The 15,575-nt window shown below is 57.5% G+C and carries 10 protein-coding genes; 4 read left to right on the top strand and 6 right to left on the bottom strand.

All coding sequences use genetic code 11. The features are described from left to right. Positions 1-31: 31 nt before the first annotated feature. The 3 genes from KJ970_01420 to KJ970_01410 all read right to left on the bottom strand — a co-directional run bounded on the left by KJ970_01420 (position 32) and on the right by KJ970_01410 (position 3,862). The gene (locus KJ970_01420) at positions 32-730 is read right to left on the bottom strand and encodes a phosphatase PAP2 family protein (GenBank protein ID MBU2689562.1); all 699 of its coding nucleotides are present in this window, start codon (positions 728-730) and stop codon (positions 32-34) included. Positions 731-905: 175 nt separating this feature from the next. Continuing rightward, complete coding sequence (locus KJ970_01415) at positions 906-3,149, bottom strand: hypothetical protein (protein ID MBU2689561.1); 2,244 nt, start codon at positions 3,147-3,149, stop codon at positions 906-908. Between the two features lie 122 nt (positions 3,150-3,271). After that, complete coding sequence (locus tag KJ970_01410; protein ID MBU2689560.1) at positions 3,272-3,862, bottom strand: TIGR00730 family Rossman fold protein; 591 nt, start codon at positions 3,860-3,862, stop codon at positions 3,272-3,274. 237 nt (positions 3,863-4,099) lie between these two features. On the opposite strand from KJ970_01410, the gene KJ970_01405 reads away from it, so the two are divergent. Together KJ970_01405 and KJ970_01400 are read left to right on the top strand one after the other, a co-directional pair. Then, on the top strand, positions 4,100-4,612 hold the full coding sequence (locus KJ970_01405) for a MarR family transcriptional regulator (protein ID MBU2689559.1): 513 nt from the start codon (positions 4,100-4,102) through the stop codon (positions 4,610-4,612). 52 nt (positions 4,613-4,664) lie between these two features. Next, positions 4,665-5,783, top strand: a complete 1,119-nt coding sequence (locus KJ970_01400; protein MBU2689558.1) for a formylglycine-generating enzyme family protein — start codon at positions 4,665-4,667, stop codon at positions 5,781-5,783. A 195-nt stretch (positions 5,784-5,978) separates the two neighbouring features. On the opposite strand, the gene KJ970_01395 is transcribed toward KJ970_01400, so the two are convergent. Continuing rightward, a complete protein-coding gene (locus tag KJ970_01395) occupies positions 5,979-8,246 on the bottom strand; it encodes a T9SS type A sorting domain-containing protein (GenBank protein MBU2689557.1) in 2,268 nt (755 codons plus the stop codon). Between the two features lie 311 nt (positions 8,247-8,557). Here KJ970_01395 and KJ970_01390 point away from each other — a divergent pair, with 311 nt between their 5' ends. After that, on the top strand, positions 8,558-8,863 hold the full coding sequence (locus tag KJ970_01390; protein ID MBU2689556.1) for a hypothetical protein: 306 nt from the start codon (positions 8,558-8,560) through the stop codon (positions 8,861-8,863). A gap of 185 nt (positions 8,864-9,048) precedes the next feature. Further along, positions 9,049-12,228: a M1 family metallopeptidase gene (locus KJ970_01385; protein MBU2689555.1), complete on the top strand. Its 3,180-nt coding sequence runs from the start codon at positions 9,049-9,051 to the stop codon at positions 12,226-12,228. A gap of 2 nt (positions 12,229-12,230) precedes the next feature. On the opposite strand, the gene KJ970_01380 is transcribed toward KJ970_01385, so the two are convergent. Then, positions 12,231-14,834 carry a von Willebrand factor type A domain-containing protein gene (locus KJ970_01380; GenBank protein ID MBU2689554.1) on the bottom strand — a complete coding sequence of 868 codons (2,604 nt, stop codon included), beginning with the start codon at positions 14,832-14,834 and terminating at the stop codon, positions 12,231-12,233. Next, on the bottom strand, positions 14,831-15,535 hold the full coding sequence (locus tag KJ970_01375) for an RNA polymerase sigma factor (GenBank protein ID MBU2689553.1): 705 nt from the start codon (positions 15,533-15,535) through the stop codon (positions 14,831-14,833). Before KJ970_01375 ends, KJ970_01380 begins: the two co-directional genes overlap by 4 nt. Between the last annotated feature and the right edge of the window lie 40 nt (positions 15,536-15,575).

Here is a 15,575-nt window from a genome sequence, read left to right as displayed (position 1 = left end):
TTCACAGCGCGCAACAGTCGGCCTATATTGTCTAGTTAAACTTATACGTTATCCCAAGCCCGAAGCCGTCCTTTGGCGCCGTGAGGCGGATCGGACTCTGATACGAGAGTGTACGCCCGGCGACAATGCCGATAATCGCCCCCGCAAAAACATCCGTCATGTAATGTTTGTTGTCTTCCATCCGGGAGATTCCGGTCATTACCGCCATTGTATAGGCCGCCGAACCGATAAGGGGGCCGAAATTTCTATAAAGAACCGGCGCCGCGGCAAAAGCGGTTGAAGTATGGCCCGAGGGAAAGGAATACGATCCGCCATTGGGCCGTCGCCTATCGAAGCTGATTTTCAGGGCCCAGGTTATTCCGGCGGCGGCCATAAGGGATGATGTGAGTTCCGTGCCGGCTTGCGTCAACTGTGGGTTGCTTGTCGTCCCGCCCAGCGCCATGAATCCGAGCGCGGTGAGGCCAAGCGTCACGCCGCCGCCGTACTGGTCGGCGAAATCCATCACGAAATCCAGACCGGAACGGTCGATCCTTTGTGGAATGCTTTTATCCCGTTCGAAACGCCGGCTGATAGAGGCGGCGGTTCCCAGGCTCAGCACCACCCAGGCGTTGGTTTTATCGAAGAGGCCTGGGTGGTGAATAGTATAAGTCTGTGGGTGGGCCGGGTTGAAGGCCCGCTCGGGGGTCATTGTGGAGCGGGCCGGCCAGTCGGCCGGCAGCCTGGTGGGCATATTGTGATAGGTTTGACATGATCCGGAGTGTGAGGAGCAGACCCAGATGATCAGAAAGCAGACAAAAGACAAGGATCGTTTGGGGCCTGCTGGGGGTTGCATACGGCCTGCTTCTCTTTCTGCCTGATGCGGGTTCGGCCGACATGGCGCGTTAAGGTGAGTGTCTGACGGACAATCACCGAACCAAGACAATAGACTGACTCTTCAACAGCCTGCCGGATAGGTAACGCAGATAATAGACACCCACCGGCATGGCCCTCCCATCACGGCGCCGGCCATCCCATTGAAAGTGGTGCGTTCCAGCGGCAAGCGGACCCCAGTGAAGTTGGTCGATGAGCCGGCCCTGAACATCGTGCACCGTCAAACGAGTCATCTCCTTTGCGGGCGTCACCAAGCGCACCGAGACGCGGTCGAAGCTGGGATTGGGGTGGATGGACATGCCGAAACCGGCCCATGCCGGTTGCGAATCATCAACATCGATGATGCCGCCGCATTCGAGGGGCGCCACTTCCAAATTCTCATTGTAGGTTGCGATGAGGACATGCCCATGGATCAGCTCGAGATCACAAGGGAAGGAACAGGGATAGTAGCCGACCAGGGAGGGAATAGCCGGGTTGGAAACATCCACCAAATGGAGCCCCGAGCGCTCTGCCGTGTCGGCGAGGTAGGCGACATCATTCTCGATGACAAGGGCTTGAACGTTGCTCCCGGTTCGCAAGCGGCTGATCGGCGTGGGATTCTCTGGATCACTGATGTCCATAATGAGCAATCCCCCCCAGCCATCCGCGATATAAAGAATGGTCTCTTCGATCCAATATTCACAAGGCGTTTCCGGTTCGGAACTCGTCCCCACGATCTGTGGATCATAGGGATCGGCGGCGTCGATGATGATCAGATCTGAATGGTTGCTAACTCTCCGGCCGACATAGAGCATGGATCCCACCGCCTTGGTCATTGACGCGCTATATCCGAATCCGATGCTGCTGATGTATTCCGGCTCTACCGGGTCGCTAATATCATAAGTCAGGAGGCCGAGGTAGCCGGCCATCACATAGAGGTAGTTCCCTTCCACCTCGAAATCACTCGGATAATGGTCGAGCGGAATGAAATTAACGGGCTCGGGATCAGCCGGATCGTTGATGTCGATTACGTGAAAGCCATCATTATCGCCACCCTCGGCGACATAGGCGAACAATCCATTGCGATTTTGTTCGGTGAGGGCTACATCACCGCCGGAATCCAGGTCAAGGATCTTGCTGCCTATCTTGAACGGATGATCCGAGTCAGAGAGATCGACGACACAGAACTCCAGGCCCCGATCGCGAAGGGTGTAGGCATAATCACCCTGGGATGTGATGGCTCTTGATTGTTCCGTTTCGAGCACGCTGGCGACGGGGGCGGGTGTCATCGGATTGATGAGTTTATAGGATGCGATCGAGTAGGAGCGGGCGAAGAGGATCGAACCGTCGACGGCAAAATCCCCCGGGTTTGGTTGCATGCCGATGGTGTCAACGATGTGCATGTTGGAGGGATCTGAAATGTCGATGAAGGCGAATCCTCCGCCATGCGTACCGACGATCGCATACTGTTCCCACAGTCCCACGTGATAGGAAGGCGCTCCTTCGGCGTCATAAACTCCCTCGATCCAGGGATCGGCGGGATCGCTGATATTGATCATGTAGAGACCGTTTCCCGTGGCGGGGTATTCTCCGGCGTCACAGACCACAAAAACATATTCGTCCCGGGCCGCCAAGTAGGCTGATTCACCTGGGATCCCGATGGAGCCAAGCGGCTTCGGTTGTTGCGGCGTAGAAATATCGAGCACCCACAGATCGCCGGAATCGATGGCAAAAGCGAGAGGTTCCGAAAGGATCACATGGCGTGGATAGTGGTTCAGCTCCACTCGGCCGACAACGAAAGGGGTCAGGGGCTTGGTGACGTCCACCACGTAGAGGCCGTGATTGTCCTCGCCATAATCCCAAGCCGGAACATAAACATAGGATTCTGTGGCGGCAACGCTCTGCGGCCCGGCAGGGATAAGAAGGGATCCCAATGTTTGTGGCGTATACGGATCAGAGATGTCAACCAGCTGGAGCTGATTCGAGAAAGCATAGACGAGGTAAGCTACCGATCCCCGTATGTCGATTTTGCGCGGTTGGGCGGGGAGTTCAAGTGAGCCGATCACCTGAAGCGCCCCGGGGTCCGCGGCATCCAAGATTGTTAAAAGGCTATCATCACTGACGACATAGAGATAAGGGGCCTGATAGACCATGGATCGTAAGTAGCCGGCAGGATAAATGACATCAAGAGCATGAACGTAGTTGTTATAGGCGATGCAGTCCGCCTGGGATGGACTCGGCCATGGGGGAAGCAGGATCAACACTGAGAGAGCCACAATCACGAGCGCATACCGTCGCATGGATCACCTCCTGATTTTGCCCTTCGCCGCCGCTGGTGGATGGGTCTTGATTACGCAACAATCCTACACCCATCGCCGGGTTTTGGCAATGTTTGCCATCCGCCTTCTGCCGTCCTCGCCTATCATAGCGTTGCGAACTTCCGCGCCTCGATTGACCAACTTGGCGCCGTCGAAATCGCGGTCAGTACATTTTCGGGAGTGGAAACGACCTGCCACATGGAATGATGTCGCTCGTCCATAAAGCCTTCGCCGACAGCATCGCTCAAGAGCTGGATGAGGGGATCAAAAAAGCCGCGTGTATTTACTAAGACGATTGGGTTGAGGTATAGCCCCAATCGCTTCAACGTAACGGCCTCCAGGAGTTCTTCGAGTGTACCAGTGCCGCCAGGCAAGGCGACGATGGCGTTGCTGTCAGACATCATGAGGTGTTTGCGGAGTCTCATGTCTTCGACAATTTTGAGTTCTGTCAAACCGCTGTGACCCCACTCCAAATCCTGCATGAACTTTGGTATGATACCTATGATCCGGCCTTCCTTCGAGATGGCTCCGTCTGCCAAAGCGCCCATCGAACCCGCCCCGCCACCGCCATATACAATTGTTGAGCCATGCTCGGCCAATATTTGTCCGAGCCGGTACGCCGCGGAGTGATAATCCTCATGGCATGCCTGGCTTGAGGCACAGAAGATACAAATTTTATTTGCCGATTCGCTCATTATTGTCTCTCTTTGGATTTGTTATCCGTTGAATTCTTTTTCACCCCTGGCTGACCGGATGACATGCGCCCGGTGCGCCTACTCCTTCTCCTCAAGAGTGCCCCGGACCAGCACTTTGCTTGCTGCCGCCATAATCTCACCTCCTCCCATCGGCGCATAGTTTAGTTGACAGGATCCTTTAATTGCAGTAATTTCTGAAATGACAGAAATTAGAGTTGTGGAGAGGGGGTCCAAACCATGAGCGAGCTGTCCATTCCGGCGGAGCAGTTCATCCTGCACTGGGGTGAAATGAGTTCACGTTGGGGAATCAACCGGAGCATGGCGCAGATCCACGCTTTGCTCTACCTGGCCGAGGAGCCCCTCAACGCGGAGCAGATCGCCGAGCGGCTGGTCCTCGCCCGCTCAAATGTCTCGAGCAGCCTGCGTGAGTTGATGGCCTGGGGAGTGATCCGCGTCGTCCACCGGCTCGGCGATCGCCGGGATTTCTTCGAGGCTGAGGCCGATGCCTGGTCGCTGCTGCAGGCGATCCTCCGACAGCGCAAGCAGCGCGAGATTGACCCTACACGCGAGATGCTGCGGGGCTGTATAAAAGAGCATGAGAAGGAACGGGGCGGCGATGTCACGTCCATCCAACGCATGCGGGAGCTGCTCGAACTACTCGAGACGCTCGTCTCTTGGTACGAGCAGATGAGCCGGCTGTCGCCGTCGATGCAGCGCAAGATTCTCCGTCTGGGTCAGAAGCTAGCCTAGCGGCTTATTGTTACTGTTATCGGGGTTGTCGCCATTGTCGAGGAGGCATGACATGCTTTCACAAAACATACGCTCCATTTCATCTTCTCTTGTTCTTACGATCCTGGTGTTTCTTCTGATCGCCAGCCTTGCTCTGCCCGCTAAACTGGCCGCTGAGCCTGGCGAACAAGCGGGGGGCCAGGAGGCGGTCAGGGCCGTCATGGCGCACATGGTTCTCGTTCCCGGCGGCGCCTTTCGCATGGGCGACCTATTCGCGGAGGGGAAAGACAACGAATTACCTGTGCATAACGTTATATTGTCGGATTACTACATCAGTAAGTTCGAGGTCATCGTCGCCGAGTATAGGGCTTTTGTAAATGAGACAGGTTATGCGACCCGTTCCGAGCGATTTGATTCCCGCGAGAAACAGCAGGCTCGGTACCATCGGTTAATGGCCAAGGCTCAAGCTGGTGAGTTTGACCAGGAATTTCAAACCATTGCCGCCGAACTTTTGGAATCCGGTGGCTGTTACTTTTGGAAGTCGAATCCCGGCAACTTCGATTTCAGCTTGGATTGCAACTGGCGCACTCCGTTGATTGAACAGACGGATAATGACCCGGTGGTGTGCTTGGCCTGGGTTGATGCGGCCAGCTATTGCAACTGGTTGAGCGCCAAAGAAGGTTTGCCACCCGCTTACAATGTGGATACGGGTGAGCTGCTGGATGCGGCGGGTACATCGACAGGCGATATGACGGCGGTCAGGGGATATCGTATGCCGACGGAGGCCGAATGGGAATTCGCCGCCAGGGAATCAGGCAAGGAGGTCCGCTTCGGCAATGGCGCCGATTTGGCCAAAGGGGAAGAGATAAACTTTGATGCCGCGCGGGATGACTATTCTTTCTGCTCCAAGGGCGGATATCGCGGCGGAACCACGCCCGTGGGAAGTTACGCGGCCAATGCCCTGGGATTGTTCGACATGAGCGGGAATGCCTGGGAATGGACCAGTGATTCCTATGCCTCCTATACGGCAGCGGATCAGGTGAATCCTATCGCCACAACAGGAGCCGCCAAGGTCATACGCGGCGGCCGTTGGGGAGGGGATGCGTTGGAGGCCCGTGTTTTCACGCGAAGTCCCTACGAAATGATCAACCGGTGCAACAACGCCGGATTTAGGATAGCGAAATCGAAATGAGCAGAGGATGATAGACTTCATGATCCTCTCTGGGCCGGGGCTTGCATTATTGTCCTACTGAAAGGAGGGGCAAAATGACCTACGTGGAACTCGGCTCTCATCATGGGGGGCGGTTGCCCGTCGGAACCCGCAAGCGTAACTCGGACCATTCCCTCCAAGGGGAGTCATCACCACCACAGCGGTAGCATTGCCCATTCATCGAATCATCACAAACCGCGTCGTTGTGATTTCCTGGGCCGTTGCAACCCGAACAAGATAAATCCCTGCTGGGACGGGGCGACCGTCGGCGTAAAGGCCATCCCATAAGATGTTGTGGTTGGTACCATTGTTATCGCCGGCGTTGAAGATCCGGTTGGACAGCTCTCGAACCCGGCGGCCGGCAACGCTGTAAATATCCGCCTGAATCCGACCGCTGCTACAGGTTTCAAAATGTATAAACGTCTGGCCCGAGCTCGGTGTGGGAAAAACCCTCAGGTGCATCTTGGATGCAGTCTGATGGTTTGCTTCAACATTCGATGCCGGATCGCACTGAATCGGGAAGATCTGCAGACCGGAATGACCGCTCGCAATGAAGACGTAGGCGCCCGAGGCGGCCACACCAAAGGCCACCCCCGGTGTAGCCGCGCCACCCACGATCTCTGGACTCTGGGGATTTGCGATGTCGATCACCAGAAGAGTGGAATACTCATTCGTAACGTAGGCGTGACGGCCCGAAACGGCCACGGCGTAGGGATCCCCCGGCGTGGCCACGCTGCCCATAATCTCGGGACTCAAGGGATTCGTGATGTCGATGACATAGAGACCGGAGTCATCGTCTGCGACATAGGCTTGAGTGCCTGAGACGGCCAGCCTCCTGGCTACTCCCGGTGTGTTGACACTGCCCACTATCTGAGGGTTTTCTGGGTCCGTGATATCGATCACCTGGAGACCTGAAGTGTAAGCCGCGACGTAGGCATAATTGCCCGAGATGACAATGCCATAGGCAATCGCTGGAGTTTCCACGCCGCCCACGATCAGGGGATTCAGGGGATTTGTAATGTTAACCACCTGCAGACCGAAGGACCCATCGGCGATGTAGGCGTGCGTATCCGAAACAGCGACGTCAAGTGCCGAGCCAGGCGTATCCGCGCTTCCCACGATCAGGGGATTCAGGGGATTTGTAATGTCGATCACTTGAAGACCGGAAGAAGCATCCGCTAAATAGGCGCATGTGCCCATGATGGCAACGCTCCGGGCATGATCCGGCGTATCCACGCTGCCCAAGGTCTGTGGGTTCTGGGGATTCGTAATATCGATCACTTGAAAACCGGAGTAACCGCCCGCGACGTAGGCGTGGGTTCCCGAGATGACGACACCCTGAGCATCTCCCGGCGTATCCGCGCCGCCCACTAACTCGGGCACTTGAGGATTCGAGATGTCGATCACATGGAACCCCCCATCATAGTCCGCAATGAAAGCGTAGGTACTCGAGACAGCAACGCCAAAGGCCATGTCCGCCGTGCCGATGCTGCTCACAATCTTGGGGCTCTGAGGATCGCTGATGTCTATCACCTGGAGACCGGAGGTAAAATCCGCGATGTAGGCCTGCGTGCCCGAGACGGCCACACCAAAAGCCCCGCCCGGTGTATTCGTCTGTCCCACGATTTGCGGGTTTTGGGGATTTGAAATGTCAATCACTTGGAGGCCGGACATGTCGTCCGCGACGTAAGCGTGGGTACCCGAGACGGCGACATCATAAGCAAGCCCCGGCGTGTCCAGACTGCCCACGATCTCGGGGCTCCGGGGATCGCTGATGTTGATGACCTGGAGCCCGAACCATTCGTCCGCGACGTAGGCGTAGTTGCCTGAAACGGCGACATCTTGAGCCCGGCCCGGCGTATCCGCACTGCCCACGATCTCGGGGCTCTGAGGATCGCTGATGTCGATGACCTGGAGTCCGGATGACCCCCCTGCGAGGTAGGCGCGGGCACCCGAGACGGCCACGCCCCTGGCGGATCCCGTCGTGTTAGCGCTGCCCACGATCTCGGGGCTCTGGGGATCGCTGATGTCGATAACCTGGAGCCCGGAATAATAGTCCGCGACATAGGCGTAGAAGCCCGAGACGGTCACGTCCTTGGCGGATCCCGGCGTATCCGCACTGCCCACGATCTCGGGGCTTTGGGGATTTGTGATGTCGATGACCTGGAGCCCGGAATAATCGTCCGCGACATAGGCGTAGAATCCCGAGACGGCCACGCCCCAGGCATCCCCCGGCGTGTCCACACAACCGACCCAATGGATGTAGTCTCTGTAATCGATGCATTCAGCCCCGGCCAAACCGGATGAGCAGATACACGACAGGGCAGCGGCCAGGATGGAGACATGAAAGAGAGGGCGGAAAGGAACTCGCCGCCGCGAGAGGGCGTCTCCGGAAAGCGCCGGAAGCAGAATGCTTAAGACCCTGGCATGTTGAGATACTTGCATTTTCAACCTCCAGTCACAGAAACTCCACGATCAGGGTGCTGGGCAAATCACCGCATTGAACTGGGGGCCGATCTGAACGGTCCAGCCAACCCGCAATCATTTTAACGCGTTTCCTCTCGAATGGCCAGGGTGATTGAGGCTCCTTTCTTTTTGTTTGCGCTGTAACAGGTGCGAAAATTCTCTCCCTTTTACAAAAATTACGAAAAAAATAGAGACCTCTCCTGCAATAGATAACACGAAGCGCGAGGGCGATCGGTTGCCGCCTTCGTATCAGATTATTGGCCGCGTGTTATTGAAGGGAGGTGACACAGATGTTCGAGTTGATCACAATTGGCGTGATCGGATTGGCGCTCGTCGCTTACTTCACCATTCGGAGAACACCTCAGGTCGCCTCCGAGAGGCAGTCCCGTTCGTTCTCGGGCTCCATCCTCGGCGCGCCTGAAGAGATGTCATCCGAACGGTGCAGCCGGTGTCATTTCGGAGAATCGACGGGAAATGCACGGGAAGTCTGGTGCCGCAAGAAAAAGTCGACGGTTTTCTGGAATGCGTCATGCGAACAATTCGAAGGTGATGCGCCGGCGGTGTGCTGCGCGACCGGCGGACGTGAGTCAGCCTGAATCGGCGCCCATTAGGTCCGTCAAACGAGTCCCACCCCCGACCTCCGCGGATCGTGTTGCAAGGCGCGATTCGCGGGGGTTTGTTGGTAATGTCCCCGCCGCCATGGAATCAGTGCTGCAAATCTCCAGCCAAAGCCTTAGAATCGAACCGGCATATCAAATCGCCGCGACCAGGAGGCCGGTTCATGATCTTAAATCCAACAATTCCGCTGAAATTGAAACAGAATGCCTTTGGAATTCTGCTTCCAATTCTTCTGATCTTTACCCTTGGAACCACCGGGGCGGCGGATGATAGAAATCCACCCGACCCCGCCTACTGGCAGCAGTTGGTCAATACCAGGATCGAGGTCCGGTTGGACCCGCCAGGTGACAATCTCATAGGCCATCTCGAAATCGACTATACAAATAACTCTCCCGACACCCTTGTCTCGCTCTACTTCCACCTCTTTCAAAACGCTTTTCGGGCTGGATCGCATATGTCCGACAGGCATGCCGCCTATGGCGACAAGCGGCTTCAAAAGATACCTCCGGAAGAAGAGGGCGGGACGCTCATCGACCATGTCACCGACGGTGATGGGTACCCGTTGGGGGTACAGGTCGATGATACGATTATGAAAGTGACCCTTGTTTCTCCCCTCACCCCCGGCGAAAACGTGCATGTCATGATGGATTTTACAACCCATTACGGCAAGGTGACCGGCCGGATGGGGAAACAGGGTAAACAATATCAAGTGACCCAATGGTACCCGCGCATTGCTGTCTACGACCGCAAGCGGGGATGGAATTTTGATCAACATGTCGGATTTGAATTCTATGGCGAGTGGGGATCCTTCGACGTCGCCATCACCGCGCCCGGCGACTACATTATCGCCGCGACCGGCCTTCTACAAAACCCCGATGAGGTCATGCCGGCCGGCCGGCGCCGGGCGCTGGATCTCGACTGGTACGCGCCCACGGTCGATCCGGAATCGCGCCCTGAAATCCCCGATCCGCCCGATTCGGTCCTGACATGGCGTTATCATGCCGATTCCGTTCATGATTTCGCCTGGGTCGCCGACCCGACCTTTCTTATCGGTGAGGCCGCCTGGGACGGCATCCCCGTTTATGCCTACGTCCGCAAGGAAAATGCCGCCGGATGGCAGGATGCCGACTCCATCACCGCCGAGTTTCTCCGCGTTTTCAGCGAAAAGATCGGACGTTATGTCTGGCCTCAACACACCGTGGTTGATGCCTCGTCGGGCATGGAATATCCCATGCTCAGTCTCGACGGCGACAGTTCTCCCGAATATTACGGTCTGATCGGACATGAGCTGGCGCACAATTGGTTCATGGGAGCCGTCGGCAGCAATGAAACCCACCGCGCCTTTATGGATGAAGTATTTACAAACTTCATTACCGCCTGGGCGATGGATATCATCTTCGGACCCGAATCAAGCGGCACCTTTTACAAAAAAGACGGATGGTATGCGCAGAAGTTTTATCCGCGGGCGTCGCGGCGATATCTGCGCAACGCGCGGCGATATATCAATTTCGCCCATTCAGGGTACCTGGATGATCTGGCGATGGATTCAAGCTGGTATCCCGAGTACCGCAACTACCGCCAAACCTATTTTAAATCCTCGACGATGCTCGAGATGCTGCGGCTGGTTCTCGGTGATGCTGTTTTTGAGAAAGCGCTCCGCGCCTATTTTGAACGCTGGAAATTCCGCCATCCTTATCCGGAAGATATGATCGCCGTTTTTGAGGATGCTTCCGGTCGCCCGCTCGATTGGTTCTTTGATCAATGGCTCTATACCTCGATGACCATGGATTATGCGATCACTGCTGTCGATGGGGAGTGGATCACGACGGGCGCCGGAGCGCGACAATATCACGTGAAGATCGATTTGGAGCGCAAGGGCGATATGTTCATGCCGCTCGATCTCGATTTTTTCCTGCGGGACGGCGCTCGCTATTCGGCCCATATCCCGGTGGATGACTATGCCAAGCGGGCGCCGGGCTGCAAGGTGCTGCCCCCTTGGACCGGATGCGGCGCCGTACGCCGGACATACATCGCGGAGTTAAGCCTTCCCGCGGAGCCTCTCTTTGTCAGCATCGACGGCGGCGGCCGGCTTCCCGATATCGACGGGCGGGATAATGTCTGGTGTTCGGATCGCTTCTACCGGTTGCAGCCCTTCGGGCCCACGCAACTCAAGTTTGACAATATGAGGCTTCATCATGAAAGCCTCGACGCCTATGATCTTCTTTGGCGGCCGTCCGCCGGTTATACAAACCAGGACGGCGTATGGCTGGGGATGCATCTGCGGGGATCGTATCTCGATGAGAGCTGGACTCGTTTCGATCAACTGCATCTCTATCCGCGGATCGGCTTGAATTCCGGCCGTCCGGGATATGAGCTGACTTATGATACCCCGGTTCAGTGGCTCGGGCGCCTCTCGCGATGGTATCTCAAGAGCGCTGTTGTTGATGGCCGCTCATGGCAGGAGATCGGCGTTCAAAAGACCTACCGCAAGCTATTGACGGAGGGGTCTTCCACAAAGATAGAGCTGGCTTTCCGCAGCCGTCAGATGCTCGAGTCGAACGACCTGGCGCCGGGTTTGGCCTGGAATGATGAGATCAACAATTCACTGACCGCCTCTGTTGTCTATCAACCGGCGCATTCCTTGCTGACGAGGAGCGGTTTCTTCTTGGAATCCACGCTGGGTGGCGCGACGCCCCCGGTGACCCGCTGGGAAGTGAAGGCGGATGGGGATGGCGCGATCGCAGGTATAACATTTTCCCTGAAATTCTTCGCCGGATATGTAACGTCGCCTGATCTGCGCGCCGGGAACCAGGCCGCCGCCCGCGCTCGAATGGCGCCCTGGCGCTACAGCCCCGCGCGCGGCGCCACGATGGATCTCTATGAGACATACCTCTATCGGGCCGACGGTGGATTGCCGGGGGATTGGTGGCGGCACGGGAATATTGTTTATAATGACGGGCCGGCGATGCGCGGTTTTGGTGATATCGGGCCGGTGGCGAATCGCATTTGGACCGCTGCTCTTGATGTCGCTCTGGGGCGCCCGCTTGATACTCTTTTTGATCTCATCCCATCGGCGGATGTCCGGCGCTGGCTCCGCATGCCGGTCTTCGCCTATGGCGAAGCAGGGAAAGTCGCCTGGCGCTGGGATGACCGCTTTTCCTTTCCATCGGGATTCCTGAAATCGGCCGGATTCTTTCTGCAATGGGAGCCGCGAGTGCCGATGCCCGGGCTCTCAAGGGGACACGTGCAATTCTATGCCCCGCTTTGGGTCGATGATCCCACGGGATGGACATCAAATGATGACGGCATCAAGTGGCGCTGGGCGATCGCCTTGGGGACATAGGATCACGGCCGGCTGATGGCGGCCGCCTTCTGCATGACCAGGTAAATTTCATCAAGATCCGGCCGTGACGTCATTCTTTCAATCGCGCCGCGGGCCAGATCGAGGACGGGGGGCAGTGTGCTTTCCTTGGCCCAGTAGCTTCCCCGCAGAATCTCCGCAAACTCGGCGACGCAGGCGTCGAAGATGAGATCAGCCGGCGCATCGTCGATACGCGCCTCGAGCCGGTTCACTTGTGCAATCTCTTCCAACTCAACGAAGCGGCCTCCTTCCGGCTTTTCGTACCGCAGGCGAACGGTCGCCAGTTCACCCTGCCGGTTGCGATCCTTCAGCTTCACTTCGTAAAGCACCGTGACTTCATGTCCGGCGCCGATTTCGCCGGCGTCAACGGCGTTGTTGCGGAAATCCGCATCGCGCACATCGCGGTTCTCGTAACCGATGAGGCGGTAGCGCTCCACGATCTCCGGATTGAATTCGATTTGCGCCTTGGTGTCGCGGGCGATCACCTGCAGCAGGCCGGTGATATTTTCGCGGAGAACCCGCGTCGCTTCACCGATCTCGTCGACATAGGCATATTGCCCGTCACCGGCGTCGGCCAACTTCTCCATCAGAACGTCATTGTAGTTGCCCATGCCGAAGCCGATTGAAGAAAGCATGATCCGGTCGGAAGATTCTTTTACATTTTCCAGGATCTTTTCCCATCCCGTGTTGCCTTCATTGGCGACGCCGTCGGAACAGAGGATGATCCGCTGGTTTGGGCTCTGATGGGGCGCTTCGCGCAGCATCGCATACCCGAACTCCAAACCCTGCTCAACATTGGTGGAGCCGTTCGGCTGAAGCGAGTGGATCGCCCGATGGATCTTCTCCTCATCCTTCAGAGAGGTCATCGGCAATACGACGCGGGCGGTGTTGCTGAAGGCGACGATGCCGAGTTCATCATCGGGACGCAGCTCATCGAGAAGGATATCCATGGAGGATTTTAACAGCTCGATCCGGTTCTCACTCCGCATCGATCCCGAGGTGTCGATGACGAGAACGACCTGCACCGCCTCCCTATCCTCCGAATCAACGACCCGGCCGCGGATGCCGACACGCACCAGCTGATACGATCCGTCCTGCACCGGCGCGAAGGGGGAGGGCATTCCGTCGACCCGGATGCTGAAATCATCATGCTCCGGCGGATCGTAGTTCTTGCGGACGAAGTTGACGAATTCCTCGACGCGGATCGCTTCCTGGGGAGGGAGCTTCCCTTTGCGAATATAATTCCGGGCGATCGTATAAGAGCCGGTGTCGACGTCGAGGCCGAAGGTTGAGAGGGCGTCTTCGTCGGCGGCGACAAAGGGATTCACGCCGTAGTGCTTGAAGAACATATCGTCCGCCAGCTCGTCATTGACCGGCTGAAGGCCGCCGGTGGCGGAGCCGTAGCGGGATTCGCCGGCGGTGGATCCTCCCGCCTCCATCAAGCGCACCTGATCGGATCTGGTGACAGAGGACGCAACCTGTTCGCTCTCGGCAATCTCCATCGAGGTGATCGCTTCTTCTGATGGAGCACTCTCATAGTGAAGTTTTCCCCCGGAGAGCGTGGATTCCTTTTTCCCTTTTGATTTCTTGTCCGGTACATCGGCATTCGTGAGATTCGCGACCAGATCGTTTTCAAGGCCGCGCTCTACATCAATGTCTTCCAGGGTCAGCGCCTGGTAGTCTCGCGCACTCACATAGATCCGATGGCGTCCAGCGGAGACATCCGTGATGCAGAAGGATCCATCATCGGCGGTGACGGCACGCCCGCCGCCGTCGAGCACCTGCACGCGCGCTCCGGCGACCGGCTCACCCGCCGAATTGAGAATCCGCCCACAGATCCGGCCGTAGGGCGAATCCGTCTCCAGCGCCACGTTGAGTTCCAGCAACTCCCGTTCTTTGACGTTCAGGTTGGAGAGGTTCACTTCATGGTATCCGGCTTCCATCACACTAAGCGTGTAATTCCCGGCGGGGAGATTGCGGATACGGAAGGAGCCGTCGTCTTGTACAATCGTGCCCCAGGGCGTGTCATTGAGGGTCACCTTAATGAAGGGCATCGGCTCGCCGTATTCGTTAAAGACACTGCCGCGGATCTCGCCCGCATCGGCGAGCATGATGGGCTGCCGTTCGCGATGCGCAATGATCTCGTCATCGGAGGGGCGCGTGGCTTTCATCTCAGAGTAGATCTCCGGCGCCTCCATCGGCGGCGCCGCGGACCGAGCATCCGTACTGAGCTGATTCGCCCCGGGGATCGGCAGAATCCCATCCGGCTTCAGAGAGTTATCATCATCATGCGCCGGCGCATCGATTCCCGGCGCGCTCTTCGGCTCCATTTTCTTGGAGAGATAGCGATCCGGCTGGAGCGGCGCCTCTGGCAGCGTTGTGTTGGGCGGGGGGGATCCGGCGCGCCAAATCGCAACCGCCAACATCGCCGTTCCCGCCACGATGGCGGCGCGGCTCAGCCAGAGTCCGAGTCTCCAACTTTTATCTTCGTCCCGGTCCTCGTGAAGGGCGCTTCGCATCCGGCCCCAAATGCGGCGTTCCTCTTCAGGGGTCAGCTTATCCTTGTAGCGGTCTAGGTCGCGTTTCATGTCGACACCTCCTCATTATCCGTGTCGCAAGTCGGGTTCGCTCGCGTCGTCACGCCCTTCAGCGAGGGCTCGCGTCGGGACTCCGTCGCAATGCCGCCGGCCGAGCCGTCCGCCGGATCGGCCGTCGCATCGTCATCAGGGTTAAGGAGGTTCTGCATGATCTTTTTGGCGCGGTGATAATGGACTCGGGCGGTCGGTTCGCCGATACCCAGCGCTTCCCCGATCTCTCGAAAGGACAATCCCTCCATCTCCCGCATGAGAAATGAAGCCCGCTGCCTTCCGGCGAGTTTTGCGATGGCTCCTTGCAATTGAAGACGCAGGGGATCGTTCGGCATCGCCGGCGGATCGAGCGCTCGCTCATCCGCCAGTTCCTGCCGGCGGCGTTTCCACACCGCCAGCTTGCGCCGCCAATCCCTCGCCCGGCGGATGGCGATAATGGCGAACCATCCGGCGAGGGAGCCGTCGCCCCTGTATCGATCGATCGAGTTGAGAGCGCTGAGGTAAGTCTCTTGAAGGAGCTCCAAGGCGTCTTCGCGCTGGCCGGTGTAATAGGAGAGGAGCGCGAAGAGGCGATCCCGCGTCGTGTCGTAGATTTCCCGCCATGCCGCTTCATCCCGCATGACGGCGCGCCGGGCCAGGGATAGATCTTCGGGGAACGCTACCGATTTCGAAATCGTTTCGCTCACTGTGATCACCCTCATTGGAAGATCCCCGGCGGAATTCATGCCGCACCTCCGACTG

The sequence above is a fragment of the Candidatus Eisenbacteria bacterium genome, assembly GCA_018831195.1.
In the GTDB taxonomy this organism is placed as follows: Bacteria; Eisenbacteria; RBG-16-71-46; order CAIMUX01; family JAHJDP01; genus JAHJDP01.
Note: the sequence above shows the minus strand (reverse complement) of the source record. Positions and strands in the feature narration are given on the sequence as shown.

Coding starts and splice junctions, on each gene's coding strand:
- KJ970_01420 (MBU2689562.1), bottom strand. CDS start 730: ATGCCCACCAGGCTGCCGGCCGACTGGCCGGCCCGCTCCACAATGACC.
- KJ970_01415 (MBU2689561.1), bottom strand. CDS start 3,149: ATGCGACGGTATGCGCTCGTGATTGTGGCTCTCTCAGTGTTGATCCTG.
- KJ970_01410 (MBU2689560.1), bottom strand. CDS start 3,862: ATGAGCGAATCGGCAAATAAAATTTGTATCTTCTGTGCCTCAAGCCAG.
- KJ970_01405 (MBU2689559.1), top strand. CDS start 4,100: ATGAGCGAGCTGTCCATTCCGGCGGAGCAGTTCATCCTGCACTGGGGT.
- KJ970_01400 (MBU2689558.1), top strand. CDS start 4,665: ATGCTTTCACAAAACATACGCTCCATTTCATCTTCTCTTGTTCTTACG.
- KJ970_01395 (MBU2689557.1), bottom strand. CDS start 8,246: ATGCAAGTATCTCAACATGCCAGGGTCTTAAGCATTCTGCTTCCGGCG.
- KJ970_01390 (MBU2689556.1), top strand. CDS start 8,558: ATGTTCGAGTTGATCACAATTGGCGTGATCGGATTGGCGCTCGTCGCT.
- KJ970_01385 (MBU2689555.1), top strand. CDS start 9,049: ATGATCTTAAATCCAACAATTCCGCTGAAATTGAAACAGAATGCCTTT.
- KJ970_01380 (MBU2689554.1), bottom strand. CDS start 14,834: ATGAAACGCGACCTAGACCGCTACAAGGATAAGCTGACCCCTGAAGAG.
- KJ970_01375 (MBU2689553.1), bottom strand. CDS start 15,535: ATGAGGGTGATCACAGTGAGCGAAACGATTTCGAAATCGGTAGCGTTC.